Source organism: Kitasatospora sp. NPDC051702, from assembly GCF_040681575.1.
In the GTDB taxonomy this organism is placed as follows: domain Bacteria; phylum Actinomycetota; class Actinomycetes; order Streptomycetales; family Streptomycetaceae; genus Kitasatospora.
The window spans coordinates 127,402-151,720 of record NZ_JBFAZB010000006.1 but is presented as its reverse complement, the minus strand read 5'-3'; the positions used below and the strand labels follow the sequence as shown (position 1 = coordinate 151,720).

Genomic DNA, 24,319 nt, shown 5'->3' with positions numbered 1-24,319 from the left:
GCGGCCGCTTCCGTTTGGGGTTAGGGCAGGTGGGCGCCAGCGGCGGTGAAGCCGTTGGTGATGGCGCGGGTGGCGTAGTCGTGGGGGACGCCGACGGCGACGGCGGCGTCGAGGATGTGCCGGGCGATGCTGCCGAGGCCGCAGGGGCCGGGGCAGCAGGTGTGCTGGGCGGCGAGGAAGCGGGCGACACCGAACGCCTGGCTTCCGGCGCCGCTTTCCCGGTGCGCTGCGATCTTGGCGAGGCCGCGTCGCAGCCCGGCGTCGAGGTAGCGGTCGGTGTGGCGGCAGCCGCTGTTCACGCTCCGGTCCCAGGCGGTGGTGGAAGAGGCCACCCCCGCGCCGGTCCGCGCGGGGGTGGCCTCTTCCCTGCGGGCCAGGGCCCTGACGGAGTCGGGGAGCGGGGCGGTGACGCCGGTGCCGGTGCCGAGCCAGCGGACGTACCCCGCGTGGGACTTGATGTCGACGCCGGGGCGCACGGCGTTGGCCGAGGCCATGGCACCCCAGTAAATCCAGTGCTCGCCGCGGGTGGTGGGCACGGTGAGGGTGGCGGGCATGGCGTCCCGGGCCCAGGCGACGGCCTGGGCGTTGTCGAGGTCGAGGACGGTCAGGCCGGCGCCGCCCGGGTGGTAGGCGACCCCCTGGGCCTCGCGCCAGGCCGAGGCCCAGGCGGGCCCGGTCAGGACGGCGGGGTCGGTGGTGGCGGCGGCCCAGGCGTGGCACGGCGCCGCGCACCGGCACGGCCCGTGGGCCTTCATAGTCGGCCGGCCGCCACAGGCTCCGTCCCGACAGGCCAGGCAGTTCCCGACCGGGACCTTCCCGGCCCGCAGCGGCAGGACGGGCAGCCCCATCCTGGCCAGGGACAGGGCGAGTTCGAGAACCTGCGGACGGATCGCAGCTCCCTCCAGGCCGAAGAGCATCACTCGGTCCGGCCGAGGTCGAGGGGGATCTGTCCGTCGCAGACGGCCGCCGGGTCGGGCGGCAGCATCGCGTTGAGGGCGGCCCGGTGCTCGGCGTCGTCGAAGTCGAGGCAGATCACCTGGTGGTCGGCGGTGACCAACCACTCTCGGTCCCTGCGGACGTGGTCGACGGCGGACTTCGGGATGGCGAAGTGGAGGCCGCCGCGGTCGTCGAAGTCGGCGCCGTACTCGAAGCCGCAGATGTCGCATGCGGCGACCCAGCAGGTAACAGGCTTGATGGGCATGGGATCTCCCGACGGGTCAGAGGTCGAAGAGGGCGTCGGGTCCGGTGGCCGGGGTGTCTGCCTGGCGGGCCTTGGCGGCGGCGCGGCGGGTGGCGTCGTGGCACTCCGGGCACCACGCGATGAGCGCGGTTTTCGGCAGGGCCGCGGCCTTGTGCGCGGGCAGGAGCAGGTCGGCCGGTTCGGCGGGGGCGGCGAGCAGGCGGACGGGGCCGGTGCCGTGGCGGGGGCCGTAGCCGCCGTTGACGGTCTTGCATCGGCCGCCGTCCTTGTTGTGGTTCTTGCCGCAGGTGCCGCGGCACTGGCAGCGGCCCGCGGCGGCGGCGAGGACGACCAGCCACAGGCCCCGGTTGTCGCCGAGCGGTGGCGTGCGGCCGGTCATGCCGCGACCGCCCCGGCCGCGGCGCCGATCCAGGCGGCGGCCTGGCGCCCGATCAGGTGGGTGTAGGCCGGGGGGATGGCCTCGGCGATCTCGCGGCGGTCGGCGGTCCAGTGAATGCCCATGGCCTGCTGCCACTGGGCCACGGTGCCCTTGCCGCCGCCGTTGCCGTAGACCTGGAAGTACCGGCCTTCGTCGGGGCTGACGTAGCGGCCGTGTCGGTAACCGATGGTCAGGCCGCGGTGCGGGACGTGCGGGGGCTGGTCGAGCCGGAGTCCGCTGCTGGCCTCGAAGTTCCTGTGCCCGAGTACCCTGAGGCCGAACATCTCCCCGCACAGGGTGAGGTCGATGCGCATGCGGCGGGCGGCGCGGCCGGGGGGCTGCTCGATGACGTACGGGCGGCCGGTGGACTCCGCCGCGTCGCGGGTGGGGTCGAGCAGGTCTGCGTACCGGTGGCGGTGGGCCTGGTTGGTTCCGGCGGTGAGCGTGCAGTCGAACTGGCAGGGCGGTCCGGCGGAGATCAGGTCGAACCGGTGGCCGTGGGCGGTGATGGTTTCGACCGCGTCGCCGCGCAGGAACGGGAAGGGGTAGCGGGGCTGGTCGAGGATGTCGATGCCGACGACGTCGAACCCGGCCAGCCAGAACCCCATGCCGGCGCCGCCGATGTTGCAGAACGCGTCGAGCACGGTCAGACCGTTCCAGGGCCGGGCGGGCAGCCATTCGGCGGCCGGGCGGGCCCCGAGCGTGAGGGTGAGGGCGGTCACCGGGTGCCCCCGTTCAGGTCGGTGATCAGGTGGGCGTGGGAGTTGGCCCAGATGGCGAGCATGCGGACGGTGTCCTTGGCCTCGCGGGTGAGCACGTCGCCGGGGTGGGTGGTGGTGGGCCAGATCAGTTCGTGGGCGGGGACGGGGATGATCAGGCTGGTGGTGGTCACGAGGGCGGCCCGGTTGGTGTCGGGCCAGTACAGGCGCCGGTAGGGGCCGTGGTCGGTGCTCCGCAGGTCCGGCGTCCAGTCGGCGAGGCGCCGGTCGGGGCGGTGGGTGAGGGCCGCGTGTCGAAGCGGCACGTCGATGCGAAGGAACATGCCGTCGTCGTCGCCGAGGTGGGCGGTGACGGCGAGGAGGTCGGGGCGCACGGCGGCGTAGGCGGGGCTCATGACGGGGCCGGTCGCGGTCGTCCAGGCCTCGACGGCGAACTCGGCGGCGGTGAGCGGCACGCCGTCGGAGTGGAAGCGGTGGGCACGGTGGGCGAGGTAGGCGCCGTAGCGGGAGCGGCCGTCGCTCGCGTTCTCCTGGTCGGCGATGTCGTCGACGATGACGAGCGTGCCGTCGGTGAACTGGGGCATGCTGGTGTCCTCTGGTCTCTGTGAGGGGATCGGATGGGCCCCGCAGCAGCCGTCTCTCTGCCAAGATTCGGCGGCGGCTGCGGGGCGTTTGTGCTGCTCGGGGTTCGTTTCGGCTAGAACGGCGGCTTGTCGGGGCCGCTGGCCGGGGTGCCGCCCCACTCGCCGCCGGGCGCGGTCGGGGCGGCGGTGGACCACTGGTCGGCCGCCTGCGCTGCCGGGGCGCCGGTGCGCTGGGCCTTGGTGACCTTGGCGGTGGCGAAGCGCAGGCTGGGGCCGACCTCGTCGACGTCGAGGCCGAGCATCGAGCGGTTCTCGCCCTGCTCCGTCTGCCAGTTGTGCTGTACCAGGCGGCCGGTGACGACCACGCGCATGCCCTTGGTCAAGGACTCGGCGGTGTGCTCGGCCACCTCGCGCCAGGCGGTGGCGCGCAGGAACAGCGCGGTGCCGTCCTTCCACTGCCCGGTGGCCTTGTCGTAGGTGCGCGGGGTGGAAGCGACGGTGAAGCGGGCCATGGCCACGCCCTGCGGGGTGAAGCGCAGTTCGGGGTCGTCGGTCAGGTTGCCGACGATAGTGATCGGGGTCTCTCCCGCGGACACGGTGCCTCCCAAGGCATCGGTGGTGTCGGGAGCGGGTCTGCCCGTCCCCCGCACCACCCGGGCCCGCGCCGCCGGTTGTGGCGGTGGTCCGGGTGGCACGGCGGTCGGCGCAGGCCGGTCAGTCGCCGTCGGGGTTCTGGGCGAATTCGCAGGTGGCGTCGCAGTCGTAGTAGCCGCAGCCCCCGCACTCGGGGCAGTGCTCGTAGTCGATGGGGACGTAGTCCTGGGCCTCGTGGTCCCAGGCCTCGTCCTCGTAGCCGCCGCCGGTGCCGTGGCAGCCCTCGCACGGCTCGGTGTGGCCCGGGAGCGGGTTGGCCTGCTCCTCCTCGGTGCGGCGCTGTTCGTCGGCGACGTCGAGGGCGATCTCGGCGGCCTTTTCCTCCTCGCGGGTCGGGTAGTCGGTGCAGTCGTACGGGTCGGAGTCGTCGTCCATGTGGGGCCTTCCGGGCTTTCGGGGCAGGGGTGGGCTGTGGCGGCGCGCCGGCGCCGCCACAGCTGTTCGTCGTCGGCTACGCGGCGTCGGCGAGGGGGAGCCCGTACTCGCCGGAGGCGTCGGGGTTGCGCACGACGCTGCCGTCCTTGGCCATACGGCTGAGGGTGTTCTCGACGGTCTTGCGAGTGACACCGGTCATGCTCGCGATCTGGTCGAGGTGCAGGTACATGACCTCGACGCCCATGGGGTCGCGGCACTCGTCCAGGGCGGTGAGGATCTTGTCCTGCGCGGTGGGTTCCTTGGTGAGGGGGATCGCGTTCGGGGAGATGGTCCACTTCTCTGCGAACCCGCCGCCCTTGCCCGCGTCCCCGGCCTCTTCGGCGGCGGGGCCGATGGGGGTGGCGGCGATGGTGTCGCGCTCGGCCCAGTCGAGGAAGTCGGCCGGAGTGGCGACGTTGGCGGGGTTCCAGTGGCCGGCGGCGGATTCGAGGATCCAGGCGCGCATCATCTCGGCGCGCTCGTCGGGGCCGACGACGAAACCGAGACCGAACGTCCTGCGCGGGTCGTCCTCGGGGACGCTCGGGTCGTAGATGAGGTGCTCGTCGTCGCCCTTCCAGTAGGCGGGGATCTGGGACGGGTCGATCCCGTCGAACGCCCGGGGCAAGTCGACGCGGCCGGCCTGCGCGCTGTCGGAGCGCAGGAGGATCAGGGCGCCGCCGTAGAAGACGTTGTCCCTGATGGCGGCGCTGGCGCCCATCTGGTCGAGGTTCATGATCTGGCCGCACAGGACCAGCGGCATGCCCATGGAGCGGCCCAGCGAGGCGAGGGCCAGGACGATGAACGCGGCCTCGGCCTTGTGCGGGCTCTTGTCGCCGAGGAGCTGGGACATCTCGTCCAGGATCGTGACGACGTAGGGCCGCTCCGGGGTGGGCTGGAAGTTCTTCGCCCGCAGGTCCCGGGACTCCTCGATCCGGTGGAGGAGCAGGGCGTAGGCCACCCGCAGGGCGCCGATCGCCCCGTCCAGGCCGCAGCCGGCGTAGGCGGCCATGTCCTCGACGTCCGGGTTCGAGCTGCCCTTGGGGTCGGCGTAGATGATCGCGGCCCCGTTGATGTGGTAGCTCAGGGCGAGGAGCTGGAGCACGCCGCCCTTGCCGGAGCCGGTGACGCCGGCGACCAGGACGTGACGGGCGCCGCCTTCGGGGTCGTAGAGCTGGACGCGGGAGGGCTTGCCGCTCACCCCGGTGCCGAGCTGCACGAACCCGTTCCTGTTGGAGAGCAGGGTCTCAGCGCCGGGCAGCGGGCGGCCGTCCTCCAGCGGGGAGCGGTCCATCATGCGGAGAATCGCCTTGCGGGGGTTGCCGGTGCGCTCGACGGAGACCAGCAGCGGGGTCGTGCGCAGGGCTCCGGCGATCGTGTAAAGGTCCGGGATGGTGAGCGCGTCGGTGTCCTCGTCCGCCATGATCCACGCCGCCACGCCGCCGGTGGCGGGGTCGGGGACGATTCCTTCGAGGTGGGTGCCGGGCATGCACCCGCCGCGGCGGGCCACACGCTGGAGCCACAGGGCTTCCAGCGCGGAGTACTGGGGACCGTCCTGCTCGGCGGGGGCGACCAGCCGCACGTGGATGCGGCGGGCACTGTCGTGCGGACCGTCCGTGATGGTCACCCAGGCGGCGGGGACGCGGTAGACGCCGGAGACGGTCCCGGGCGTGACGGTGACCGGCCGGCCGGGGTCGGCCTCGATGATGCCCTCCCACTCCTCGGGCCCGTGGCCGGTCAGGATGAGCTGCTGGCCGGGGCAGGCGCCGTACTCGCCGGAGATGTGCGCAAGCCAGAGGTGGAGCACCTTGGCGACCTCGGGCGGCAGCGCGGGTTCGGCCGGGGCCGCCGCGGCCGAGGGAGTCTGGGTCTTGGGCTTGCTGGAGCCCAGTACGCGGCGCAGGGAGAACGCGACCAGGCCGGTGGTGGCCCACCAGGCGGTGGAGACCACACCGGCCAGGGAGGGCATGGTCATCCATCCGGCGAGCAGGGCGTCGATTCCGGGAAGGCCCTGCACGGTGGCGGTCGCCGCGGCCGTGGCGGTGGCGACGGCGGAGAGGAAGAACGGGCGGCGGTGGGCGCGCAGGACGTCCCCGCCGGGGACGTCGTCCAACAGCCGGTCGGACAGGAGACCGGCGGCGTTCGCCCCGGCCACCAGGACCGGGGCGGCGAGGAAGGTGGCGACGGTGCCGGCGGCCTGGCCGTCGAGGAACGGCGTCACCCCGGCGGCCAGCAGCGGGGCGGCGACCTGCGCGACGGCGAACCGCTTCTCGGTGGCGGGGTTGGGGATCTCGGCGGTGTGGGTGGTGTGAGGGGTGGTCATCTCGGCTACTCCTGGGTGTACCACGTGCGGTCGGCCATGGGGACGCGGGAGGAGTCGACGGCCTGCTGGATGCCGTCGTGGTCGGTGTGGGCCTGCTGCTCGGCGGCGGCGGCCGTGCGGCCGGCCTCCTCGGCCGAGGTGGCGTAGGCGATCGCGGCGTTAGACAGGCCCTGCATGATCCGGGCGACCTCGTGGGTCTCGGCGACGGTGGCGGCGTCGACCTTGAGGGCGGCGATCTGTTCGGCGATTCGGCCGGTCTCCTTGGCGGCGTTGTCCTGGGCCGCGGCCAGGGCCTGGAAGGCGGCGGTGTCGCGGCGCAGGTCGCGGGACAGCTCCCGGACCTGGCGGACCAGGCCGCGGTAGGTCAGATCGGTGGCCATGTCAGCTCCCCTGCTGGTCTCGGTAGAACTGCCGCTCGGCCGGGGTCGTGAGCGGGCTGTCGACCACGGCCCGGAAGATCGGGCCGTGGCGGGTCTCGGCGTTGGCGGCCAGCACCGTGACGGCCTCCGCGCCGCGCGCGGCGTGCCACTCGGCGTGCGTGGCCCGGTTGTCCAGCTCCTTGGCGGCTTCGGCGAGCCGACGCAGCTTGTTGACCAGCGCGACACCGCCCTTGACGTTCTTGGCGTCCTCGGAGAGCTGCTGGGCGCGGGCGGCGTGCTTCTCGGCGTGCTCCCGGGCGGTCTTGCTGTCCTCGGCGATCCGGGTCAGCACGTCCCGCTTCTCGTCGAGGCGGGTCTCGAACTGCCGCAGCGTGCGGACCTCACCGCGGCTCATGGTGCGCGGGTTCCCGCCGTCCGGGCCGACGGGCGTGAAGGTCACGGTGTCCGTGCTCACCGCGATGTCCCGCGGCGGGGTGCCCGACGGCTTCTCGCGTGGGGGGTCCCCCGGGGGGACGTTCGGCTCGTACGGCGCCGGCGGGGTCTTCGGGCGGCGCGGCGCGGGCACTGGCGGCGCCTCGCCGGCGGCGGGTGGCTTCTTCTCCAGGTCGGCGGTCGAGCCGTGGACCGGCTCCATCCCGGGGGACTGCGGGACGCAGGGACCGGGGGTCTTCTGGTCGGGCATGGGCTTCTTCCTCTCGGTCCCGGTGTCGGCCGGGGCCGTGGCGGGCGGCACCGGCGGCACGGCGGGCTTCTGCTCGTCGGCCACCGCCGCGGCGGGCTCCGGCGGCGGGGTCTTCTCGGGTTCGGCGGGCTTCGCGTCGTTGCCCGCCGTGGCGGGTGTGGCCGGTGCGGGCGGTCCCGGCTTCTCCCCGGGCTTCGGCTTCTCGCCGCGGGCGCGGTCCTCGATGGCCTTCGCGCCGTCGAACTTGGTGTCCAGCCCCTTGTCCTTCGTGCCCTTGGCCGGACCCTCGGGCTTGGGGGCGCCGGACGGCTTCGGGTCGGGCGTGCCGGGCTTGCCGGTCGGGGCGTCCGGCTTGGCGCCCGGGCGTTCCGGCTTCCCGGTGCCGTCGGGTTTCGGGTCGTTGGGGCCCTTCGGGGGCTTCCCGCCCGGGCCCTTGCCGCCAGCCGTGGGCTCGGGTTTGGCGCCGCCGGTGTCGGCGGCCTTGGCGGGGGTGGTGTCCTTCGAGGTGCTGGTCTTCGAGGACCGGGTGTCGCGGTGGTTCTTGTCGTCGCCGCTGGTCTTGGCCGCGGTGTCGGTCTTGGCGGCCTTGGTGTCGGCCGTCTTGGTGTCGGCGGCGGCCTTGGTGTCGCGGTTGGTCTTCGACGCGGTCGAGTTGTCGGCCTTCGCGGCCTTCGTATCGGCGGTCTTGGCGTCGGTGTCGGCCTTGGTGCGGTGGTCGCGGTTGGCGTGGTTCCTGGCGTCGTTGGTGTCGTTCTTCTTGACGTCGCGCTGGTCACGGCCCTGGTGCTGGTGCTGGCTGGTCTTGTTGTTCAGGTCAGCCGTCTTCGCGTCCCGCTGGGAACGGTGCTGCGCGGCGTGCTCGTTCTTGGCGACCCGGTCGCTCTTGTTGGTGTTCGTGGTGGTCGCCGAGTTCCCGGAGACGCGAGTCTCCTTGACGTCGTGCTGGCGCTTGATGCTGGTCGTGGTGCCGGTGCGGCGCCACCGCTCGGCCAGTGCCCGCACCAACGCGGACAGGGCGCCCTCGCGGGTGCCGTCGGCCCCGGCCGCGCCGTTCCCGTCCTTGCCATCGGCCGGGTTCTTACCGGCGGGGTCCGCGGGGGTGACGGGGGTCTGGGCCAGGGCCGTGGTGGTGCCGAGCGGCTCGGTGGGCCGGGCCGGTGCGACCGGCGTGAGGATCTGCCGGAGCGTGCTCGGCGGGGAGGGGGCGGTGGTATCCGGCTCTGCAGCAGCCCTTTCCGGAGAGGCCTCGGCGGGTGCCGCGGCGGGCGGTTCGGACGGGCGCGGCGGGGGGAGCGGGGCGCTGGCGGCGGTGGGCGTGGTCATCGCGATTCCTCACTCTCTGCGACCTCCCACCCACCCCCCACCCAGCGAGAAAGCGCCCTCCCACGCCTCTGAGCGGGCGGGGGGAGCGCTTTCCGGGGTGGGGGGTGGGTGGGGGGAGGTCACGATCGGTTACCGGCGGGTGGTGAAGTGCTTCTTCATCCAGCCGACGGCCACGGCCGTCCCGGCGACCCCGAGGACGACCAGACCGACGCCCGGCATCGAGTCGCCGCCGTCCCCGTCGGCGACGGTGCGGGAGGTGTTGACCATCCCGGGCGCGTCCACGGCGGGGTAGGCCTTGCCGCACTCGGAGACGGCGTTGAAGGCGTTGCCGGCCTTGGCGACGCACGCCTGCACCGCCTCCCGGCGGGCCCGCTGGGCCGGGGTCTCCTCCTGGCCGGCCTTCGCGAGGTCGGCGGCCTGCTTCTGCTTCTCCAGCTCCAGCCGGGAGTTGTCCAGGGCGATCTGGGCCTTGCGGACCTCCGCGTCGGCCTCGGCCGAGGCGTAGTTCGAATAGGCCACCATCCCCGCAGCGGCCAGCACGACCACGCCGGCGCCGATACCGGCCTTGGCACGGGCGGACAGCCGGGCGTTCGGGGCGTAGGCGCCGTGCAGCGGCGGCGTCTTCCAGCTCGGGACGGAGGTGATGTCGTAGGCGGGGTCGTTGTAGACCGAGTCGCGGTCGGCCACGGTCGTGCTCCTTTTCGTGAACCAGGCGGGGAAGGTGGGGAGTTGCTGGGTCAGAGCCGGTAGGGCTCCAGCGAGAAGAACAGGACGTCCGCACCGCCGAGCTGCGGCTCCCGGCGCGCCAGCCACTCCCGGATGCCGAGGTAGGCGTGCTCCCGCAGGCACCCGGGCGGGAAGGCGGAGGTGCCGGTGCGCGTGGCGACGGCGAAGCCGGCAGCGGTCGGGTACTGGAGGGTGATCAGCCAGGAGTGGGTGGGCTCGGCGGGCGTCTCGGTCAGGGGCATGACACTGCTCTCCTTGTGTGGGGTGGGCGGGTCGGGCGGGGAGGGGCGGGGTCAGATGTCGTCGCAGCGGATCTGGTAGCAGTCGGAGCAGATCGGGATGGTCCACTCTTCGTCGTTGATCTCCCACACGAACGGGTCCGCGCAGATCTCGACGTCCGGCTTGTCCTCGCCGCAGAAGTAGCACTTCATCGGGAAACCTCCAGGTCAGTGGGCGTTCTGGGTCAGGGTGCCGATCAGCTCGGGGCGGTTGGTGGAGCCGAGCAGGTGCCCGGTGGAGGTGAAGAGGTGCCACCAGCGGACGCTGCCGTCCTCGTTGCTGGTCTGGGCGCAGGTGAAGCCGTGGAGCGGGAAGACGTCCAGGACGCGGGTCTGCTCGAACTGCGGCTCGGGGGCGGGGATGTGGTCGTTGTCCATGGCTGGTTCTCCCGGTTCTACGCGGTGAGGGCGCGGGGGTAGCCGGAGGCGATCAGTTCGGCGGCCTCGGCGCGGCGCCCGGAGGCGGTGGCGAGGGAGACGTCGAGGGCCTCGGCGATGGACTGGAGGGTGACGGCCTCGGGGTTGCCGCCGGCCGCGAGGATCATCCGGGCGACGCGGCGGGTGGCACGGGCGGCGGGGGTCAGCTTCGCCGCGTCCTCCGCTTCAACCGCGCGCAGCTCCGTTTCAGCGGCACGCGCGCGGGCTTCAGCGGCGCGCTGCCGGGCCGCGTTCTCGGCCTCCTCGTTCTCGGCCTGAGCGCGCTTGGCGGCGGCCGCGTCGCGCTCGGCTTCAGCCTTGCGCTTGGCCGTTTCAGCGGCAGCCTCCTCGGCTTCAGCTGCGCGCTTGGCCGTTTCAACCGCGCGCAGACGGGCGGCCTGGGCGGCCTCCTGGTCGCTCGCCGTGGCGCTCTCCCTGGCGGCGGCCAGGCTCTCCGTTTCAGCGGTACGCAGCCGCGTTTCAGCGGCGGCGCTCTCCTTTTCAGCGGCAGCCTGGTCGGTTTCAGTGGCGCGCAGACGGGCGTCGGCGGCTTCCTGCTCGGCCGCCGCGGCAGCCAGTTCCTCCGTCGCCTGGTCGATCCGTTCGGCGGCCTCGGCCTCCCGGCCGGCGGCGACGGTCCGGGCGTGGGCGTGGGCCTTGGCGGTGGCCGTCTCGGCACCGACCTCGTACTCGGCGGCCTCCACCCGTCCGGCCGTGCGGAGCTTGGAGATCTCGACCTCGGCGGCGCGGGCCTCGGCCCGGACCGCGGCCTCGGCCTCGAACGCGGCCTTGCGCTCGTCGCGCAGCCGGGCACGCTCCTCGGCCTCCATGGGCAGGGCCAAGGCCTCGTCCACGCTCAGCCCGAAGCGCTCCATAGTGAGGGGAAGGCGCTGGTCAGCGGGGGCCTTGCGCCAGTCGCCGCCGTGCTCGCGCTCCAGCATCACCCGGTAGACGAGCCGTTCACGCTCCAGCTCGACCGCCCGGTCGTAGGAGGCGATGCCGTTCAGGCGCATGCGCCGGTACATCCGAAAGGACGGCCACGGGGCGAGGATCCAGCGGTGCAGCGGCACGCCGTCCCTCTGGTGGCCGGCCTCGATCCGGGTGATCCGGATGACCAGGCGCCGCCCAGCCTCCACCACGGCCACGAACATCACCGGGATCGCCGCGTGCATCGCGGTGCCGGTCGGATCGGCCAGCAGGGGCCCGGCCGAGGCGGCGTTGAAATAGATCGTGGCGGCGGTGAAACCGTGGGCCAGCAACCGTAGCCACGGAGCCGGGGCGCCCTTGCGGATCAGGTGCAGGTCCATGGCCAGCAAGGCCACGATCCCAGCGTCCACACCGACGGGAAACGCGTAGCTGAAGTCCCCGAAGTGGTGCCTGAAACCGAGGTCCCGCAGCGCGTTGTAGGAGCCGCTGAAGCCGATCCCGGCCAGGGCCGCACCGCCGACCGCAGCGAGGATCGCGATGCCCAGCATGAGCTTGGCCGAGGCCGCCGCCCGTGTGGTTGAAGCGGCCGCTCGCACGGTTGAAGCGGCAGCGGTCGGGGTCGAAACGCCTGCCGGGGAGGCCATGGTGGTCACGCGGCACCCCCAAGGGCGCGACGCGCACGGGCGGCGGCCCGCAGGCGGCGCTGGTGCAGCGCGTCCCGCTCGGAGGCGGTCAGCCCGCCGAAGATGCCGTGCTTCTCGTGACGCTCCAGCGCCAGGTCCAGGCACATAGCGCGCACCGGGCAGCCGGCGCAGATCATCTTGGCGCGTCGCTCAGCCCACCAGGCCTTGGCGGCGACGTCGTCCGTGACCTCGGTGTCCTCGTCCGGCTCGGGGTAGAACAGGTCGGAGTCGGCGCCAGTGCAGGCGGCGCCGGGCAGGGCGCCGTCCGGGGCGGGGCGGTACTCGGCGAGCCGGGCGGCCAGCGGGCGCCCAGGTCGGTGCGGGGCGCGGGTGCCGGTGAGGAGCAGGATGCGGCGAACGCTCATCAGGCGGCCACCTTCCAGGTGAGCACCCGGCGGCGCTCGGCGGTGCGCATCAGCGAGGACGCGAAGCGCGCCGCGGGCCCGTCCAGGTCCCGCAGGATCTCCCGCGCAACGTCGAGCCGAGCCTGCCGGTCCTCGGCGCTCTCGTCCTCGGTGCCGGTGAACAGCTCGGCGTCGATGCCGTAGCCGAAGGCGAGTTCCGCGAACTCGGCCGGTGTCATGGCCTCCTGGCCTGCGACAATCAGTTTCATGGGTTCACCTCGTCTAGTCAGGGGGTGAGCCCGCAGGGCCGCCGCGCGAACCTTGGCCGGGAGCGCGGCGGCCCGCCTTATGCGGGCTCAGCCACTCGTCGGATCACGAGCAGCCGCGGGGCCCGACGCGAACCTGCCGCCGTGAGGGCGGTCGGTGCGCGCCGGGGACCGTGATCGCTGGTGAGCGACCGGAAGCGGTGAGCCCCGCCCGCTGTCAGCGGCGGGGCCGGGTATGGGCCTTGCTCATGGCAGGCTCCTGAGGTCAAACCCCTGGCGGGGCGATTGATTGGGGTTGCCCGTCCTGCGGGCGTCAGGTCTCTCGGGCCTGGTCCGGTGCTTCATCTCTGCTCAGCACCAGCAGGGCGGCGCGCACCCCGGAAAGGGTGCTGCGTGGCTCGCTGCCGCCGGCGACATCACCCGGTCGCCACGGGGGCGGTCTGTCTCATCCCGCCACGTGCGTTGGGACTCCGCTGTACTCCCGGTGTTGCCATCCAGCCGTACGAATCGGCCTGGTCAGCGTCCCGTTCGGCCCCACACCCCCGAAGGGGTGGCATGCCACTGCGTAGGGGGAGGGCATCGCTGCCCTCGCGTCGGTCCCGCACGATCACTGTTCAGTTCTCAAGGAACTGCGCTTCCCTGGCCGACCCTGACGAGCCAGCTTCCGGGCGCATTTGTCCAGCTCAGAGCAGCCCAAAGAAGGGCCGCTCCGCATCATCCGGATTGTCCGGACAATGCTGCCGGTGAAGAGATTGGCACGCTCGGCTACGTGCGGTCAAGCACATCGTCCGCATTGACTGGACAATGCGCTGTGAGCTGCGGTTTCATGGATCGCATGTCAGCGATGCGATCTGGGCGAGCGCCCATGTACCAGCAGATCCGCGACGCACTGAGGCGGCAGATCGCGGATGGAACGCTCTCGGCCGGCGCGCAGCTGCCGACCGAAGCGGCCCTCACGGCCCAGTACGGCGTTGGCCGAGCCACGGTGCGCCAGGCGCTGGGCGAGTTGGTCAACGAAGGCCTGGTCGTGCCGATGAGGCCCCGGGGCTACTTCGTCAAAGAGCGCAGGCCAATGGTCTTCCGCCCGCAGGCCGAGTTCCGCAAGCGCCCGTACTCGGCGGAGATGGACGCGTTCGTCACTGAGCACTCGGCAGATGGACGGGAGCCGCGTCAGCTCATTGAGGTGGCCATCGTGGAACCAGCCCCGGACATTGCGAAGCGCCTGCACCTAGAGCCGGGGGAGCTTGCCGCGGTGCGTCGCCGAATCCGCTGGCTCGACGGCGAGCCGTTCAACGTGAACGACAGTTACTTCCCGCTGGACATCGTCCGAGACTCCGAGATCATGCGGCCCGAGGACATCACGAGGGGCGCCAACGAAGTGCTGGCCGAGCTGGGCTACCGGCAGGTGCGGGCCCTCGATGAGCTGTACGTGCGGATGCCGACCCCGGATGAGGCACGCCGTCTTGAGCTGGGCCCCGGGACCCCCGTCGCGTACCACGTCTGCACCGGGTACACGGCCGACGCGCGGCCGGTGCGCGTCGCGGTGAGCGTGCTGCCGGGCGACCGGCACGTCATCTCGTATGAGCGGCAGTGGGAGCAGCCGCAGGACCGTGCCGAATGACAGCGCTGGAGATGCGCGCGGCCACGCCGGACGAACTTCACCTGGTCGAAGGCTTGTTGATCGGCGCGGGGGAATGGCTCGCGTCGCTGGGAAGCGACCAGTGGCAGTTCCCGCCGCGCCGGGCTCGACTGCTTGAATCGATGGGACGTGGGGAGTGCTTCCTCGCCTTCCAGGACGGCCGGGCGATAGGCACGCTGACCGTGGACGAGCAGGCCGACCCCGAGTTCTGGCACGCTGGCGACGAACCGGGGACGGCGCTGTACGTGCACCGGATGGCCATTGCCCGGGAGGTGGCCGGCCAGGCCGTTGGCGCCCGAATGCTGGACTGGGCCGCCGCTCGGGCCGTGGCTGCGGGCAAGTCCAGGGTCAGGCTCGACGCCTGGAAGACGAATCCGGCGCTCCACCGGTACTACCTGGGGCAGGGCTTCACGCTGGTGCGGACCGTGGACCTGCCTCACAGGCAGTCAGGTGCGCTCTTCGAGCGGGAGGTCAGCTCGGCGGCTTGTGGGCCATCTGTGGGCCAGGTGTGCTGAGGGCCCACCAGAGATAGGGTTGCCTCCCTGATCAGACATGGTGCGGGCGACGCGACGAAGTTGTTCTTGAAAACTGTCGTGGCGTGACCCGTCACCGTGGGTTCGAATCCCACGCTCTCCGCCGGTAGGAGAACCACCTGCTCAGGGGCGGGTGCCGAGATCGTTCGGCACCCGCCCTTCGCGCGTTCCGGGGCCGGGACTTGACCCTGACACCGTGAGAGGCAGTGGAGTGGGAGCACCATGTTGAACATCGGAGACTTCGCCAGCCACGGCCGGGTGTCGGTGCGGATGCTGCGCCACTACGACGAGATCGGACTGCTGCGGCCCGCCCGGGTGGACCCGGTCACCGGGTACCGCTCCTACGAGGCGTCCCAACTCGCCCGGCTCAACCGGCTGATCGCGCTCAAGGAGCTCGGCTTCACGCTGCAGCAGGTGCGGGCCGTCCTCGACGAGCAGGTCGACCCGGTCGAACTGCGCGGGATGCTGCGGCTGCGGCGGGCCCAACTCGCCGAGGCGATCGCCGCGGACGGGCAGCGGCTGGCCCGGGTGGAGGCGAGGCTCCGGACGATCGAGAGCGAGGGGACCATGTCCACGCACGATGTCGTGGTGAAGCGGGTGCCGCCCGTCCGGGTGGCCGAACTGACCGGTGTGGCCGCCGGCTACGAGCCCGAGCAGATCGGCCCGGTGATCGGCCCGCTGTTCGCGGAGCTGTGCCGGCGCCTGGCCGCGGCCGGGATCACGGGGACCGGCCCGTCCGTCGCCCGGTACGAGGACGTGCCGGACGGCGACGGCGCGGTGCTGATCCGGGTCGCCGTCCCGGTCGGGCCGTCTGTGGAGCCGGGCCGGTCCGACGTCGCGGTGCTCGACCTGCCGCCGATCGAGGAGGCGGCGACGCTGGTGCACCGCGGCCCGATGGACGACGCCGTGGGCGCCTTCCAGGAGCTGGCCCGCTTCATCGAGGCGAACGGCTACCGCTCCGCCGGCTACGCCCGCGAGCTCTACCTGGAGTGCCCGGACGACCCGGCGCAGTGGGTCACCGAGTTCCAGGAGCCGGTGGTCCGCCGCTGACCGCTGCCGGTGGGCCCCGCACGGGGGTCGGGGCCCACCGGCCCGGCGGCGCCCGTCGGCGCGGCGGTGCCGACGGGGGCCGCTCGCCCGGCGGGCACCACGTGCCCGACGGGACCGCTCGCCCGGCGGGGACCACTTGCCCGGCCGATCCGGGGCGGGCAGAGTGCCGGAGGAGGCCGGTGGGCGGCGAGTGGAGGCGGCGATGAGCGATCTGACGGACCGACTGACGGAGGGCCTCCCGGCCGGCGCGGTGGTGGTGGACCCGGACGTGACCGCCGCCTACAGCCGGGACATGGCGGGGTTCTGCGCCGCCGGCGTGCCCGCGGTGGTGGTGTTCCCGGAGACGGTCGAGCAGGTGCAGCACGTGATGCGCACCGCCACCGCGCTGCGGGTGCCGGTGGTGCCGCAGGGCGCGCGGACCGGGCTGTCGGGTGCGGCGAACGCCGTGGACGGCTGCATCGTGCTGTCGATGGTGAAGCTGGACCGGATCCTGGAGATCGACCCGGTGAACCGGATCGCGGTGGTCGAGCCGGGCGTGGTGAACGCCGAACTCTCCCGCGCCGCGGGCGAGGTGGGGCTGGCCTATCCGCCGGACCCGTCCAGCTGGGAGTCCTGCACGATCGGCGGCAACATCGGCACCGGCGCGGGCGGGCTCTGCTGCGTGAAGTACGGCGTCACCGGCGAGTACGTGCTCGGCCTGGACGTGGTGCTGGCGGACGGGCGGCTGCTCTCCACCGGGCGCCGGACGGCCAAGGGCGTGGCCGGGTACGACCTGACCAGGCTGCTGGTCGGGTCGGAGGGCACGCTGGGCGTGGTCGTCCGGGCGGTGCTCGCGCTGCGGCCCGCCCCGGCGCCGCAGTTGGCGCTGGCGGCGGAGTTCCCGAGTGCGGACGCGGCCGGTGCGGCGGTCTGCGAGGTGATGGCGCGCGGTCTGACCCCGTCGCTGATGGAGCTGATGGACGCCGTCAGCGTGCGGGCGGTCAACGAGCTGGGCCGGATGGGGCTGCCCGAGTCGACCCGGGCGCTGCTGCTGGTGGCCTTCGACGGGCCGGAGCGGACGGCCGAGCTCGCCCGGGTGGCGGAGCTGTGCCGGGCCGCGGGGGCGACCGAGGTGGTGCCGGCCGAGGACCAGGCGGAGTCGGACCTGCTGCTGGAGGCCCGGCGGCTGGCGCTGCCGGCGCTGGACCGGCTCGGCACCACGATGATCGACGACGTGGCGGTGCCGCGGTCCCGGCTGGCCGAGATGCTGAACGGCGTCGCGGCGATCGCCGAGCGGCACGCGCTGACCATCGGGGTGGTCAGCCACGCGGGGGACGGCAACACCCACCCCATCGTGATCTTCGACGCGGCGGACGAGGAGCAGACGGCGCGGGCGCAGCGCTCCTTCGACGAGATCATGGCGCTGGGGCTGGAGCTGGGCGGCACGATCACCGGGGAGCACGGGGTGGGGCTGCTGAAGCGGGACTGGCTGGCCCGTGAGCTGGGGCCGGTGGCCCTGGATCTGCAACGGCAGTTGAAGGCGGTCTTCGACCCGCTGGGAATCCTGAACCCGGGCAAGATGGTCTGATCGTCATCCGGCACGGCGCCCGGAATTCCTCCGCCGTTCCCCTCCACCGCTCCTCCCCGCCGTTCCTCCCGTTTCAGTACGACTTTCCGATCGGCTGACGATGGCTGGAAATGTCGACATGGAAGGGTGGTCGAACCTTCTGGGGGGCGCTTTCCAGGTTCGTCGGCGCCGGGGTGGTGCGCGCGGTGGTTCGCACCGTATCGACGCGCCGTTTCCGGCGGGCGGGTCGATGGCCGCCGTTCGGGCTAAAACCCCAGTTCGGAGGCAGTGTGTCGGCGTGCTGTCCGCTTCGGCTGCCGTTATTCGCGGGCTGGGTGGATATCACGCTAACGGGCGAAAACTGCTCCGTCGGCTAGTGCTTTGTCGATTTGTTGCGGAAGTCTGTCTCCCGGCGTCGCAGCCCGCAGGTGTTCGTCTGGCCGGCGAACTCCCGCACCCCCTGCTCGACAGTTGCACGATTTACAGCTTTCTTGGAGGCTCTCATGGCTCGCATCCACACCCGCCGGGTGGCCGGACTCCTGCTCGCCGCCCCGCTCGCGGCGGGGCTGCTGCTGGCCGGCGCCGGTGCCGCGGCCGCCGACAACGGCGCGGGTGCCGCCGCCGGCTCCAACGCCGGGGTGGTGTCCAACGTCGGCACGGGCAACGTCTTCGGCTCGGTCGACGGCAACTACGTCTCCACCCAGCAGACGGCCACCGGCTCCGGTGCCTCGAACCAGAACAACACCCTCGCGGTGAAGGACAACGCGGGCACCATCCTGGCCGGGCAGTCCAACAAGAACGTCAACGTCGTCTTCGCCCCGATCTTCAACTGATCCGGGTCCTCGGCTGATCCGGATCTCCGACCGATCCGGTCGGACACCACCGACGGCGGGGGCGCCGGAGGTGGGTGACCGCGGGTGAGCTGAGCACCCGCGGAGGGGCTCGAACCAGTCTCCGGGCGGAGATCCCGCCCGGGCGCGATCAGACGCGCGCAAGACCGGCCAGCGGAAAGGGTCGCCGCGAAACCGGCCCCGTGGGCGGTGCCGCCATCGGCACCGCCCACGGGTGCGTCCTGGCCCCGGCGCGTCCAGTGAGGGCCCGCGCCCGGAGCCGTCGGGCCTCGGCGGTACGGTTGCGCTCCGAGAGTGCAGCACGTGCCCGGGCCAGGGAAGGACGGCCCGGCCGGGGCGGCGACCGCGGCAACCGGAAGGAAGGGCGCGCGATGGCGGCGGACGAGGAGGGGCTGACCGGCCCGGGCGAGGTCTGGCCTGCACCGGAGCCGGATCCGCGACCGGGGCCGGACGTCAGGGCCGAGCACCCGGCGGAGCACCGGCCCGAGCCGAGGTCCGTGCCCGAGCTGCTGCTCGGTCGCCCGCCGATGGCCCGACCGCTGCCGTCCTTCGACGCCGAGAGCGCCCCCGCCGAGCCCGGCCCGCTGTTCGTGGACTGGCTCGCCACCGCACTGGCCGCCGGCGTGCCGGACCCGCAGGTGGTCACCCTCTCCACGGTCGACGCGGACGGCCTGCCGGACGCCCGGGTGCTGGTGCTGCGCGACGTCGACGCCTCCGGTACCGGCTGGGTGTTCTCCGCCGCCGCCGACAGCCCCAAGGGCCGCCAGCTGGCCGACCACCCCGCCGCCGCACTGACCGTCTACTGGCCGCAGCTGGGCCGCCAGGTGCGGGTCCGCGGGACCGTCGAGCGGGCCGCGGACCTGGTCGCCGCGGCGGAGTTCGCCACCCGTTCGCCGGCCGCCCGGGTCGGCGCGCTGGTCGGGCGGCAGAGCGAGCCGCTGGGCTCGCTCACCGAGTACGACGAGGCCGTCGCGGTCGCCCGCCGCCGGCTGGAGGCCACCCCGGACGCGGTCGCGGCCGGGCACGCCGTCTACACCCTGTGGGCGCACGAGGTCGAGTACTGGCAGGGCGACGCCGAGCGCCGGCACGTCCGGCTCCGGTACACCCGCACCGGGCCGGTCCGCACCCCGGAGTGGTCGCGCACCCTGCTCTGGCCGTAGCCCGGTCGCGTTCCGGCCGTAGCCCGGTCCCGCTCCGGTCGGGGTCGGCCGACGCCCCGGCGGCGGGCTACCGCCGCCCGGTCAGCGTGGCGCCCACACTGGCCGCCACCACGCAGCCGATCCCGGCCAGCTGCGGCACGCCCAGCAGCTGGCCGAGCACCACCAGCCCGACCAGCGCGCTGACCGCCGGCTCCAGGCTGACCAGCACGCTGAACACCCGTTGCGGCATCCGTCGCAGCGCGGTCATCTCCAGCGCGTACGGGATCACCGGCAGCAGCAGCGACACCCCGGCCACCGCGGCCAGCAGCACCAGCGGCGAGGCACCGGGAGCGGTCAGCCCGTCCCACGCCTGGCCCAGGCCGAACGGCGCCAGCGTCAGCGCGCCGACGGTCATCGACACCGCCAGCCCCTGGAAGCCCTGGAAGGCGGCGCCGACCTTGTCGGTGAACAGGATGTACGCGGCGTAGCAGGCGGCCGCGCCGAAGGCGTAGACCAGGCCGACCGGATCGAGTCCGCCCCCGCCGTCGCCCTCGCCGAGCAGGGTCAGCAGGACGACGCCGGCCGCCGCGAGCAGCGCCCAGAGCAGGTGGCTGGCCTTCCTGGCGAAGACCAGGGCGACCGCGAGCGGGCCGAGGAACTCGATCGTCGCCGCGGTGCCCATCGGCAGCCGGTCGATCGCACCGGCGAACAGGAAGGTCATCCCGGCGGAGGCCATGCCGAGCAGCGCGGCCGCCGCGAGGTCGCGCGGGCGCTTGTCGCGCAGCCGGGGCCGGGTCACGGCGAGCAGGATGACCGCCGCGAAGCCCAGCCGCAGGAAGGTGGTGCCGCTGACCCCGAGCGGGCCGAACAGCGGCTTGGAGAGTGCGATGCCGGTCTGCACCAGGAACATCGCCGTCAGACAGAGAAGCGGCGCCGGGATCCGCTCCGGGCGCCGCAGGACCTTCGGGAACCGGCCGGTGGGCCGGCCGGGGTGCGCGCCGGGTGGCGCCGCGGCGCCGGACGCCCCACCTCGTCGCCAGCCGCCCCGCTCGCCGGCGGGCTCGCCCTTGGGGGCGGGCGGCATGGCAAGGGCCTCGGCGACGGCGGCGGCCGACGTCGGGGCTGCGGTTTCGCTGGGGTTGGAGGTGGGCATAAGGGTGAGTTTGCCGTAAGGAGCGACAAACCGGCAAGCTCGTTACAAATGGCGGGACGGCTGCGGACGGGTGCGCCCGAAGGGGTGGGCTCGCCCGGCGTCCGCGGCGTGGTTGCCGCGATCGTCCGATGGTCCGTCAGTATCAAGGGTCGGTGCGCTACCTACGCCCCGCGGCCCTCGTCGCCGCCTCCCTCGTGCTCCTGCTGGCCACCGACGGGACGGGCGTGAACACCGAGGCCACCGCCCCGGCCGCCGCCGCCGTCCCCCGCATCCGGGCCCTCACCCTGCCCGACCGGATCGGGCCGCCCCGGCTCCGCGACGCCTACGCCGGACCCGCCTTCGACGCCTGCACCGCGCCGCCCGTCGACACCCTGCGGGCCTGGCGCGCCGCCTCCCCGTACGGCGCGCTCGGCATCTACGTCAGCGGCTCCCAACGCGGCTGCCCCCAGCCCCGGCTCACCGCCGACTGGGTGCGCCAGGCCCGTGCCCTGGGCTGGCGCTTCCTGCCCGTGCACGTCGGGCTGCAGGCCCCGTGCAGCCGGCTCAGCCGCAAACCCCGGCGGATCGACCCGGCCACCGCCGTCCGGCAGGGGCGGGACGAGGCCGACGAGGCCGTCCGCGCCCTGCGCTCGCTCGGCTTCGGCCCGGGCGCCCCCGTCTACCTCGACGTCGAGGCCTACCCGATGAACGACCCGGCCTGCGGCCAGGCCGTCGTCGACTACACCCTCGGCTGGACCGAGGCCCTGCACTCCGCCGGCTACCGCTCCGGCTTCTACTCCAGCCTCGAATCCGGCGTCTCCGACCTGGCCGCCGCCGCCCGGGCCGGCAGCTCCCCGCTGCCCGACGCGCTCTGGTACGCCCGCTGGGACGACCACGCCGACACCTCCGGCTCCGGCCCGCTCACCGCCGACCTCTGGAGCTCCCACCAGCGGGTCCACCAGTACCGCGGCAACGCCGAGGAGACCTACGGCGGCGCCACCCTCACCGTCGACCGCAACCAGGTCGACGGCCCGACCGCCGGCTGACGCCCCACCGGGCGGCCCGCCGGCCCCCCGATAAGGTGGCCCCGGTCCAGCGGAGGGGGGCGGCGGCATGTCGAACGGACAGGGACACGACGACGCGGGCGGCTACGGCGCCGCACCGCGGCAGAACCCGTACGCGCAGGGGCCGTACCCTCCGGACCCGTACCCGCAGAGCCCGTACGGCCGGGGCCCGGCCCCGCAGAACCCGTACGCCCGGCCCGTCCCGCCGCAGGCGCACCCGTACCCGGCACCGCCCGGCGCCGCGCAGCCCCACCACTCCGCGCAGCCCGACCCGGTCGCCCCGCAGGCTCCGACCCCGCAGGCTCCGACCCCGCCGCCCGTGCCAGCCGGGGCGGAGGCCTTCCCCGGCCCCGGGCCGCGCCGCGGGCGGATCGCCGTCCTGCTCCAGTTCACCCTGCAGTGGATCTACGCCCCGCTCTGGATCGCCGCCCTGGTGGCCCTGTTCGCGCTCCTCCTCTGGTCCGGCAGCAGCGGCCCCTCCGGCCCCGACTCCGACGGCTGGCTGAAGGTCAACCGCACCTTCATCCCGCCGCGCCGCCTCAAGGCCGAGCTCACCGGCCGCCCGGAGGACTGGGAGCGGTACGTCGCCCCGATCCTGGCGCGCCGGATCGCCGCCGCCGAGGCCGAGCACGCGGCTGGCGGCGGCACACCGCTGCCCGACCTCGGCCGCGCGGTGCACACCGAGTTCGCCGTCCGCCTCTACCGCGGCCTCGGCGCGGCCGGCCTGGTCCGCCTCGCCGAGCGCCACGGCTGGCACGGCGTACCGGTCCACTCCGACCCGGGCCACGTCCGGCTGACCCGCCGCTTCCCCGCCCCGACCGGCGTCCGCGCCCCGGCCCCGCACGACCCGCCCGCCGCCCCGGGCACCCCGTGGGGCCCGCAGCCGACCCGCTTCGCCCCGCTGCTGCCGGTGATGTTCCTCCTCCAGTTCGTCTACGTCCCCGTGCTGGGCGTGCTCAGCCTGCTCGCCTTCTGGGTGAAGCACCCCGAGCCCGACCACTGGGACCGCTGGGGCGCCCGCTGGGCGGTCGGTCCGCGCGCCTTCTGGCCCGAGTTCACCAACGGCCGGGCCGCCTGGGACCGCCACATCCGCCGCGTCCTGGACCGCGCCGTCCAGCGCGAACTCGCCCAGCCCGCCGAGTCCTACCGGGGCGTCACCGCCCCCGACGGCACCTTCCTGCGCCGCATCCGCGTCAACCGCGCCACCTACCGCGGCGCCGGCGCCCACCACGTCCTGCGCCTCGCCGCCGAGCAGGGCTGGACCCTCGACCCCACCTACCTCCCCGACCCCACCAACTCCGTCCGCCTCTCCCGCCCCGACCACCCCCGCCCCACCCCCTGACCGGCGCCGTGGCCGACGGTGACGCCCCGTTGGAAAACCCCTGGAGCCCCGGATAGGTTCGCGAGAACGACCACGACAGCATCCCGGGGGGGGATCACCGTGTCCAACAAGATCTGGGAGGCCTTCGGTGGCGGGCCGGTGGCCCGGGCCGGGGCTCCGGTGCCGTCACCGTCGCCCGGACCGGCGCCGACGGCACCCGACGTCGAGGTGCACCCGGAGAGGCTCCGTCCGGTGGCCGAGCACGCGGACGCCCTGTTCGCCAGGCTCCAGACGGGCTCCGGCGAGGTGTCCGAGAGGACCAGGGCGGCGCAGAAACAGCTCGAGGCGTGGCCAGGTGCCGCGGTCGTCGGCTCGGCCCTCGAGGCGTGGGAGCGGAACCTCTCGGCCTTGAGGAACGACCTCGGCCAGAGTGCGGAGAACATCCGTCAGACCGTCAACGCCTACGTGGCCCACGAGCAGGCGGTGGCGGGCGGCCTCGGTGGGGGGAACTGACCGTGGTGTCCGTCCACCAGCTCAGCGGCGTCTCCCTCGCCGCCCTGCTCAGTGCCGCCGAATCCTGGGACGCCGCAGCGACCAGGCTGGACGGCGTCGCCGACGATGCGGACCGGGACCTCAAGGGCGCACTCGGCGACTCCGGCTGGAAGGGGGATCCCGCCGACACCGCGAAGAAGCGGGTCGGCGCGATCTGCGAAGCGCTGCACGCCGGAGCGCGGGTGACGCGGGCCAACGGACAGGCGCTGCGACGTGCGCACAGGGCACTCTCCGTTGCGCAGAAGGGTCTGAACGACGCGCTGGACGGCGCTCGTAAGGGCGGCTTCACCGTTCGCGACGACGCTTCCGTCGAATGGCCGAAGGCCGACTACGCGGACCAGCACGACCCGGAGTACGAGGCGACCGTGCGCCGCGACGCGACGGCCGTGCGCGACCGGGTCGTCGCCGCACTCGCGCTCGCCGACCGGGCCGACCAGGAGCTCGCGGCGTCCCTCTCGTTCAACCTCTCCACTCCCGATGCCACGTCGAACACCAACGGCTGGCTCCGCGGGAGCGACGGGCGCGGCGGCCGCCGGCAGGAGAGCGACCGCGTCGCCGGCCGCGATCCCGGCGGTGACGGCAGCAACGACAACCTCGACAACGACTGGGCGGGCCGGGCCATCCTGGAGCGCTACCTGGCCGGCAGCGGAGACTGGACGATCGTCGACGACCGTTCCTGGAACGACTACATGAGTGCCAACACGCTCCTCAACTCGAAGCTCGACGAGCACTTCGAGGACATCGCCAGGGAGGCGGTCAAGCAGTACCCCGACGGGGGAACGGGGGGCTTCGACCGCACGACCGACATGGAGATCCAGAACGGTGAGGGCATCGTCGGCTACCAGTACCTCCACGGCACGGACAGCACGGTCGGCGGCTTCGGGATCAAGGGTGACCGCCAGGTGGTGAGGCTGCCCGACGGTACGTACGAGGTCCACGTGAAGTCGTCCTGCACCTGGAACGACATCATGGACCCCAATCCCAAGTACCAGACGGACAAGGACAAGTCGAACATCGGCGACGTCATCTCGCTGGGGCAGGCGGAGTCGTACCGGTTCCACCTGACCTGGCCGCGGGAGGCCGTGGTGCGGCTCGACGCGGACGGCAACGTGCTGACGACCGTCAGCGGTCAGCCGAAGAAGTGAGGGGGCGGCCG

At 73.4% G+C, this 24,319-nt stretch carries 28 protein-coding genes; 10 read left to right on the top strand and 18 right to left on the bottom strand.

Annotated elements, in window-relative coordinates:
• Window positions 1-20: 20 nt before the first annotated feature.
• The 17 genes from AB0N04_RS08240 to AB0N04_RS08160 form a co-directional block, all read right to left on the bottom strand.
• On the bottom strand, window positions 21-917 hold the full coding sequence (locus tag AB0N04_RS08240; RefSeq protein WP_363363703.1) for a bifunctional DNA primase/polymerase: 897 nt from the start codon (window positions 915-917) through the stop codon (window positions 21-23).
• Entirely contained in the window at window positions 917-1,201 is a 285-nt protein-coding gene (locus AB0N04_RS08235; RefSeq protein ID WP_363363700.1) for a hypothetical protein, read from the bottom strand. Before AB0N04_RS08235 ends, AB0N04_RS08240 begins: the two co-directional genes overlap by 1 nt.
• A gap of 16 nt (window positions 1,202-1,217) precedes the next feature.
• On the bottom strand, window positions 1,218-1,580 hold the full coding sequence (locus AB0N04_RS08230; RefSeq protein ID WP_363363697.1) for a hypothetical protein: 363 nt from the start codon (window positions 1,578-1,580) through the stop codon (window positions 1,218-1,220).
• On the bottom strand, window positions 1,577-2,341 hold the full coding sequence (locus AB0N04_RS08225; RefSeq protein ID WP_363363695.1) for a DNA methylase: 765 nt from the start codon (window positions 2,339-2,341) through the stop codon (window positions 1,577-1,579). Before AB0N04_RS08225 ends, AB0N04_RS08230 begins: the two co-directional genes overlap by 4 nt.
• Entirely contained in the window at window positions 2,338-2,922 is a 585-nt protein-coding gene (locus tag AB0N04_RS08220; RefSeq protein ID WP_363363692.1) for a hypothetical protein, read from the bottom strand. Before AB0N04_RS08220 ends, AB0N04_RS08225 begins: the two co-directional genes overlap by 4 nt.
• A 113-nt stretch (window positions 2,923-3,035) precedes the next feature.
• Window positions 3,036-3,518, bottom strand: a complete 483-nt coding sequence (locus AB0N04_RS08215) for a single-stranded DNA-binding protein (RefSeq protein WP_363363690.1) — start codon at window positions 3,516-3,518, stop codon at window positions 3,036-3,038.
• 118 nt (window positions 3,519-3,636) lie between these two features.
• The gene (locus AB0N04_RS08210; protein WP_363363687.1) at window positions 3,637-3,951 is read right to left on the bottom strand and encodes a hypothetical protein; all 315 of its coding nucleotides are present in this window, start codon (window positions 3,949-3,951) and stop codon (window positions 3,637-3,639) included.
• A 76-nt stretch (window positions 3,952-4,027) separates the two neighbouring features.
• Window positions 4,028-6,310, bottom strand: coding sequence for a hypothetical protein (locus AB0N04_RS08205; RefSeq protein ID WP_363363685.1), 2,283 nt, complete (start codon window positions 6,308-6,310; stop codon window positions 4,028-4,030).
• A gap of 5 nt (window positions 6,311-6,315) precedes the next feature.
• Window positions 6,316-6,690, bottom strand: a complete 375-nt coding sequence (locus tag AB0N04_RS08200) for a hypothetical protein (RefSeq protein WP_363363682.1) — start codon at window positions 6,688-6,690, stop codon at window positions 6,316-6,318.
• A gap of 1 nt (window position 6,691) precedes the next feature.
• Window positions 6,692-8,695, bottom strand: a complete 2,004-nt coding sequence (locus AB0N04_RS08195; protein WP_363363679.1) for a hypothetical protein — start codon at window positions 8,693-8,695, stop codon at window positions 6,692-6,694.
• A 129-nt stretch (window positions 8,696-8,824) separates the two neighbouring features.
• Complete coding sequence (locus AB0N04_RS08190) at window positions 8,825-9,382, bottom strand: hypothetical protein (protein ID WP_363363676.1); 558 nt, start codon at window positions 9,380-9,382, stop codon at window positions 8,825-8,827.
• A 50-nt stretch (window positions 9,383-9,432) separates the two neighbouring features.
• Window positions 9,433-9,663, bottom strand: coding sequence for a hypothetical protein (locus AB0N04_RS08185; RefSeq protein WP_363363674.1), 231 nt, complete (start codon window positions 9,661-9,663; stop codon window positions 9,433-9,435).
• A gap of 51 nt (window positions 9,664-9,714) precedes the next feature.
• The gene (locus AB0N04_RS08180; RefSeq protein WP_363363671.1) at window positions 9,715-9,852 is read right to left on the bottom strand and encodes a hypothetical protein; all 138 of its coding nucleotides are present in this window, start codon (window positions 9,850-9,852) and stop codon (window positions 9,715-9,717) included.
• Window positions 9,853-9,867: 15 nt separating this feature from the next.
• The gene (locus AB0N04_RS08175) at window positions 9,868-10,077 is read right to left on the bottom strand and encodes a hypothetical protein (RefSeq protein ID WP_363363669.1); all 210 of its coding nucleotides are present in this window, start codon (window positions 10,075-10,077) and stop codon (window positions 9,868-9,870) included.
• 17 nt (window positions 10,078-10,094) lie between these two features.
• Complete coding sequence (locus AB0N04_RS08170) at window positions 10,095-11,591, bottom strand: DUF2637 domain-containing protein (RefSeq protein WP_363363667.1); 1,497 nt, start codon at window positions 11,589-11,591, stop codon at window positions 10,095-10,097.
• 101 nt (window positions 11,592-11,692) lie between these two features.
• Entirely contained in the window at window positions 11,693-12,091 is a 399-nt protein-coding gene (locus AB0N04_RS08165; protein ID WP_363363665.1) for a WhiB family transcriptional regulator, read from the bottom strand.
• Window positions 12,091-12,339, bottom strand: coding sequence for a hypothetical protein (locus AB0N04_RS08160; protein ID WP_363363662.1), 249 nt, complete (start codon window positions 12,337-12,339; stop codon window positions 12,091-12,093). The genes AB0N04_RS08165 and AB0N04_RS08160 overlap by 1 nt, the downstream gene beginning before the upstream one ends.
• Window positions 12,340-13,201: 862 nt before the next feature.
• Between AB0N04_RS08160 and AB0N04_RS08155 the strand changes: the two genes are divergently transcribed.
• The 6 genes from AB0N04_RS08155 (at window position 13,202) to AB0N04_RS08130 (ending at window position 19,115) form a co-directional block, all read left to right on the top strand.
• On the top strand, window positions 13,202-13,957 hold the full coding sequence (locus AB0N04_RS08155; RefSeq protein ID WP_363363659.1) for a GntR family transcriptional regulator: 756 nt from the start codon (window positions 13,202-13,204) through the stop codon (window positions 13,955-13,957).
• Window positions 13,954-14,490, top strand: coding sequence for a GNAT family N-acetyltransferase (locus tag AB0N04_RS08150; RefSeq protein ID WP_363363656.1), 537 nt, complete (start codon window positions 13,954-13,956; stop codon window positions 14,488-14,490). The genes AB0N04_RS08155 and AB0N04_RS08150 overlap by 4 nt, the downstream gene beginning before the upstream one ends.
• Before the next feature lie 240 nt (window positions 14,491-14,730).
• Window positions 14,731-15,558: a MerR family transcriptional regulator gene (locus tag AB0N04_RS08145; protein WP_360205737.1), complete on the top strand. Its 828-nt coding sequence runs from the start codon at window positions 14,731-14,733 to the stop codon at window positions 15,556-15,558.
• A 202-nt stretch (window positions 15,559-15,760) separates the two neighbouring features.
• Complete coding sequence (locus tag AB0N04_RS08140) at window positions 15,761-17,125, top strand: FAD-linked oxidase C-terminal domain-containing protein (protein WP_360205735.1); 1,365 nt, start codon at window positions 15,761-15,763, stop codon at window positions 17,123-17,125.
• Window positions 17,126-17,607: 482 nt separating this feature from the next.
• Window positions 17,608-17,937 (top strand): hypothetical protein, encoded by a 330-nt coding sequence (locus AB0N04_RS08135; RefSeq protein WP_360205733.1) that lies wholly within the window; start codon window positions 17,608-17,610, stop codon window positions 17,935-17,937.
• Between the two features lie 389 nt (window positions 17,938-18,326).
• Window positions 18,327-19,115 (top strand): pyridoxal 5'-phosphate synthase, encoded by a 789-nt coding sequence (locus tag AB0N04_RS08130; protein ID WP_360205730.1) that lies wholly within the window; start codon window positions 18,327-18,329, stop codon window positions 19,113-19,115.
• A gap of 67 nt (window positions 19,116-19,182) precedes the next feature.
• Here AB0N04_RS08130 and AB0N04_RS08125 read toward each other — a convergent pair whose 3' ends face one another.
• Window positions 19,183-20,247 carry an EamA family transporter gene (locus AB0N04_RS08125; protein WP_360205728.1) on the bottom strand — a complete coding sequence of 355 codons (1,065 nt, stop codon included), beginning with the start codon at window positions 20,245-20,247 and terminating at the stop codon, window positions 19,183-19,185.
• 152 nt (window positions 20,248-20,399) lie between these two features.
• On the opposite strand from AB0N04_RS08125, the gene AB0N04_RS08120 reads away from it, so the two are divergent.
• From AB0N04_RS08120 to AB0N04_RS08105, 4 genes are all read left to right on the top strand, one after another.
• Entirely contained in the window at window positions 20,400-21,272 is an 873-nt protein-coding gene (locus AB0N04_RS08120) for a DUF1906 domain-containing protein (RefSeq protein WP_360205726.1), read from the top strand.
• A 67-nt stretch (window positions 21,273-21,339) separates the two neighbouring features.
• A complete protein-coding gene (locus AB0N04_RS08115; protein WP_360205723.1) occupies window positions 21,340-22,632 on the top strand; it encodes a hypothetical protein in 1,293 nt (430 codons plus the stop codon).
• Between the two features lie 99 nt (window positions 22,633-22,731).
• Window positions 22,732-23,124, top strand: a complete 393-nt coding sequence (locus tag AB0N04_RS08110) for a type VII secretion target (protein ID WP_360205720.1) — start codon at window positions 22,732-22,734, stop codon at window positions 23,122-23,124.
• Window positions 23,125-23,126: 2 nt separating this feature from the next.
• Window positions 23,127-24,308 (top strand): hypothetical protein, encoded by a 1,182-nt coding sequence (locus AB0N04_RS08105; RefSeq protein ID WP_360205718.1) that lies wholly within the window; start codon window positions 23,127-23,129, stop codon window positions 24,306-24,308.
• The last annotated feature ends 11 nt before the right edge of the window (window positions 24,309-24,319 follow it).

Bases quoted from the DNA above. Each gene is read 5' to 3' on its own strand.
- AB0N04_RS08240 (WP_363363703.1), bottom strand. From the start codon at position 917: ATGCTCTTCGGCCTGGAGGGAGCTGCGATCCGTCCGCAGGTTCTCGAA.
- AB0N04_RS08235 (WP_363363700.1), bottom strand. From the start codon at position 1,201: ATGCCCATCAAGCCTGTTACCTGCTGGGTCGCCGCATGCGACATCTGC.
- AB0N04_RS08230 (WP_363363697.1), bottom strand. From the start codon at position 1,580: ATGACCGGCCGCACGCCACCGCTCGGCGACAACCGGGGCCTGTGGCTG.
- AB0N04_RS08220 (WP_363363692.1), bottom strand. From the start codon at position 2,922: ATGCCCCAGTTCACCGACGGCACGCTCGTCATCGTCGACGACATCGCC.
- AB0N04_RS08210 (WP_363363687.1), bottom strand. From the start codon at position 3,951: ATGGACGACGACTCCGACCCGTACGACTGCACCGACTACCCGACCCGC.
- AB0N04_RS08205 (WP_363363685.1), bottom strand. From the start codon at position 6,310: ATGACCACCCCTCACACCACCCACACCGCCGAGATCCCCAACCCCGCC.
- AB0N04_RS08200 (WP_363363682.1), bottom strand. From the start codon at position 6,690: ATGGCCACCGATCTGACCTACCGCGGCCTGGTCCGCCAGGTCCGGGAG.
- AB0N04_RS08195 (WP_363363679.1), bottom strand. From the start codon at position 8,695: ATGACCACGCCCACCGCCGCCAGCGCCCCGCTCCCCCCGCCGCGCCCG.
- AB0N04_RS08185 (WP_363363674.1), bottom strand. From the start codon at position 9,663: ATGCCCCTGACCGAGACGCCCGCCGAGCCCACCCACTCCTGGCTGATC.
- AB0N04_RS08180 (WP_363363671.1), bottom strand. From the start codon at position 9,852: ATGAAGTGCTACTTCTGCGGCGAGGACAAGCCGGACGTCGAGATCTGC.
- AB0N04_RS08175 (WP_363363669.1), bottom strand. From the start codon at position 10,077: ATGGACAACGACCACATCCCCGCCCCCGAGCCGCAGTTCGAGCAGACC.
- AB0N04_RS08170 (WP_363363667.1), bottom strand. From the start codon at position 11,591: ATGCTGGGCATCGCGATCCTCGCTGCGGTCGGCGGTGCGGCCCTGGCC.
- AB0N04_RS08165 (WP_363363665.1), bottom strand. From the start codon at position 12,091: ATGAGCGTTCGCCGCATCCTGCTCCTCACCGGCACCCGCGCCCCGCAC.
- AB0N04_RS08160 (WP_363363662.1), bottom strand. From the start codon at position 12,339: ATGAAACTGATTGTCGCAGGCCAGGAGGCCATGACACCGGCCGAGTTC.
- AB0N04_RS08155 (WP_363363659.1), top strand. From the start codon at position 13,202: ATGTACCAGCAGATCCGCGACGCACTGAGGCGGCAGATCGCGGATGGA.
- AB0N04_RS08150 (WP_363363656.1), top strand. From the start codon at position 13,954: ATGACAGCGCTGGAGATGCGCGCGGCCACGCCGGACGAACTTCACCTG.
- AB0N04_RS08145 (WP_360205737.1), top strand. From the start codon at position 14,731: ATGTTGAACATCGGAGACTTCGCCAGCCACGGCCGGGTGTCGGTGCGG.
- AB0N04_RS08140 (WP_360205735.1), top strand. From the start codon at position 15,761: ATGAGCGATCTGACGGACCGACTGACGGAGGGCCTCCCGGCCGGCGCG.
- AB0N04_RS08135 (WP_360205733.1), top strand. From the start codon at position 17,608: ATGGCTCGCATCCACACCCGCCGGGTGGCCGGACTCCTGCTCGCCGCC.
- AB0N04_RS08130 (WP_360205730.1), top strand. From the start codon at position 18,327: ATGGCGGCGGACGAGGAGGGGCTGACCGGCCCGGGCGAGGTCTGGCCT.
- AB0N04_RS08125 (WP_360205728.1), bottom strand. From the start codon at position 20,247: ATGCCCACCTCCAACCCCAGCGAAACCGCAGCCCCGACGTCGGCCGCC.
- AB0N04_RS08115 (WP_360205723.1), top strand. From the start codon at position 21,340: ATGTCGAACGGACAGGGACACGACGACGCGGGCGGCTACGGCGCCGCA.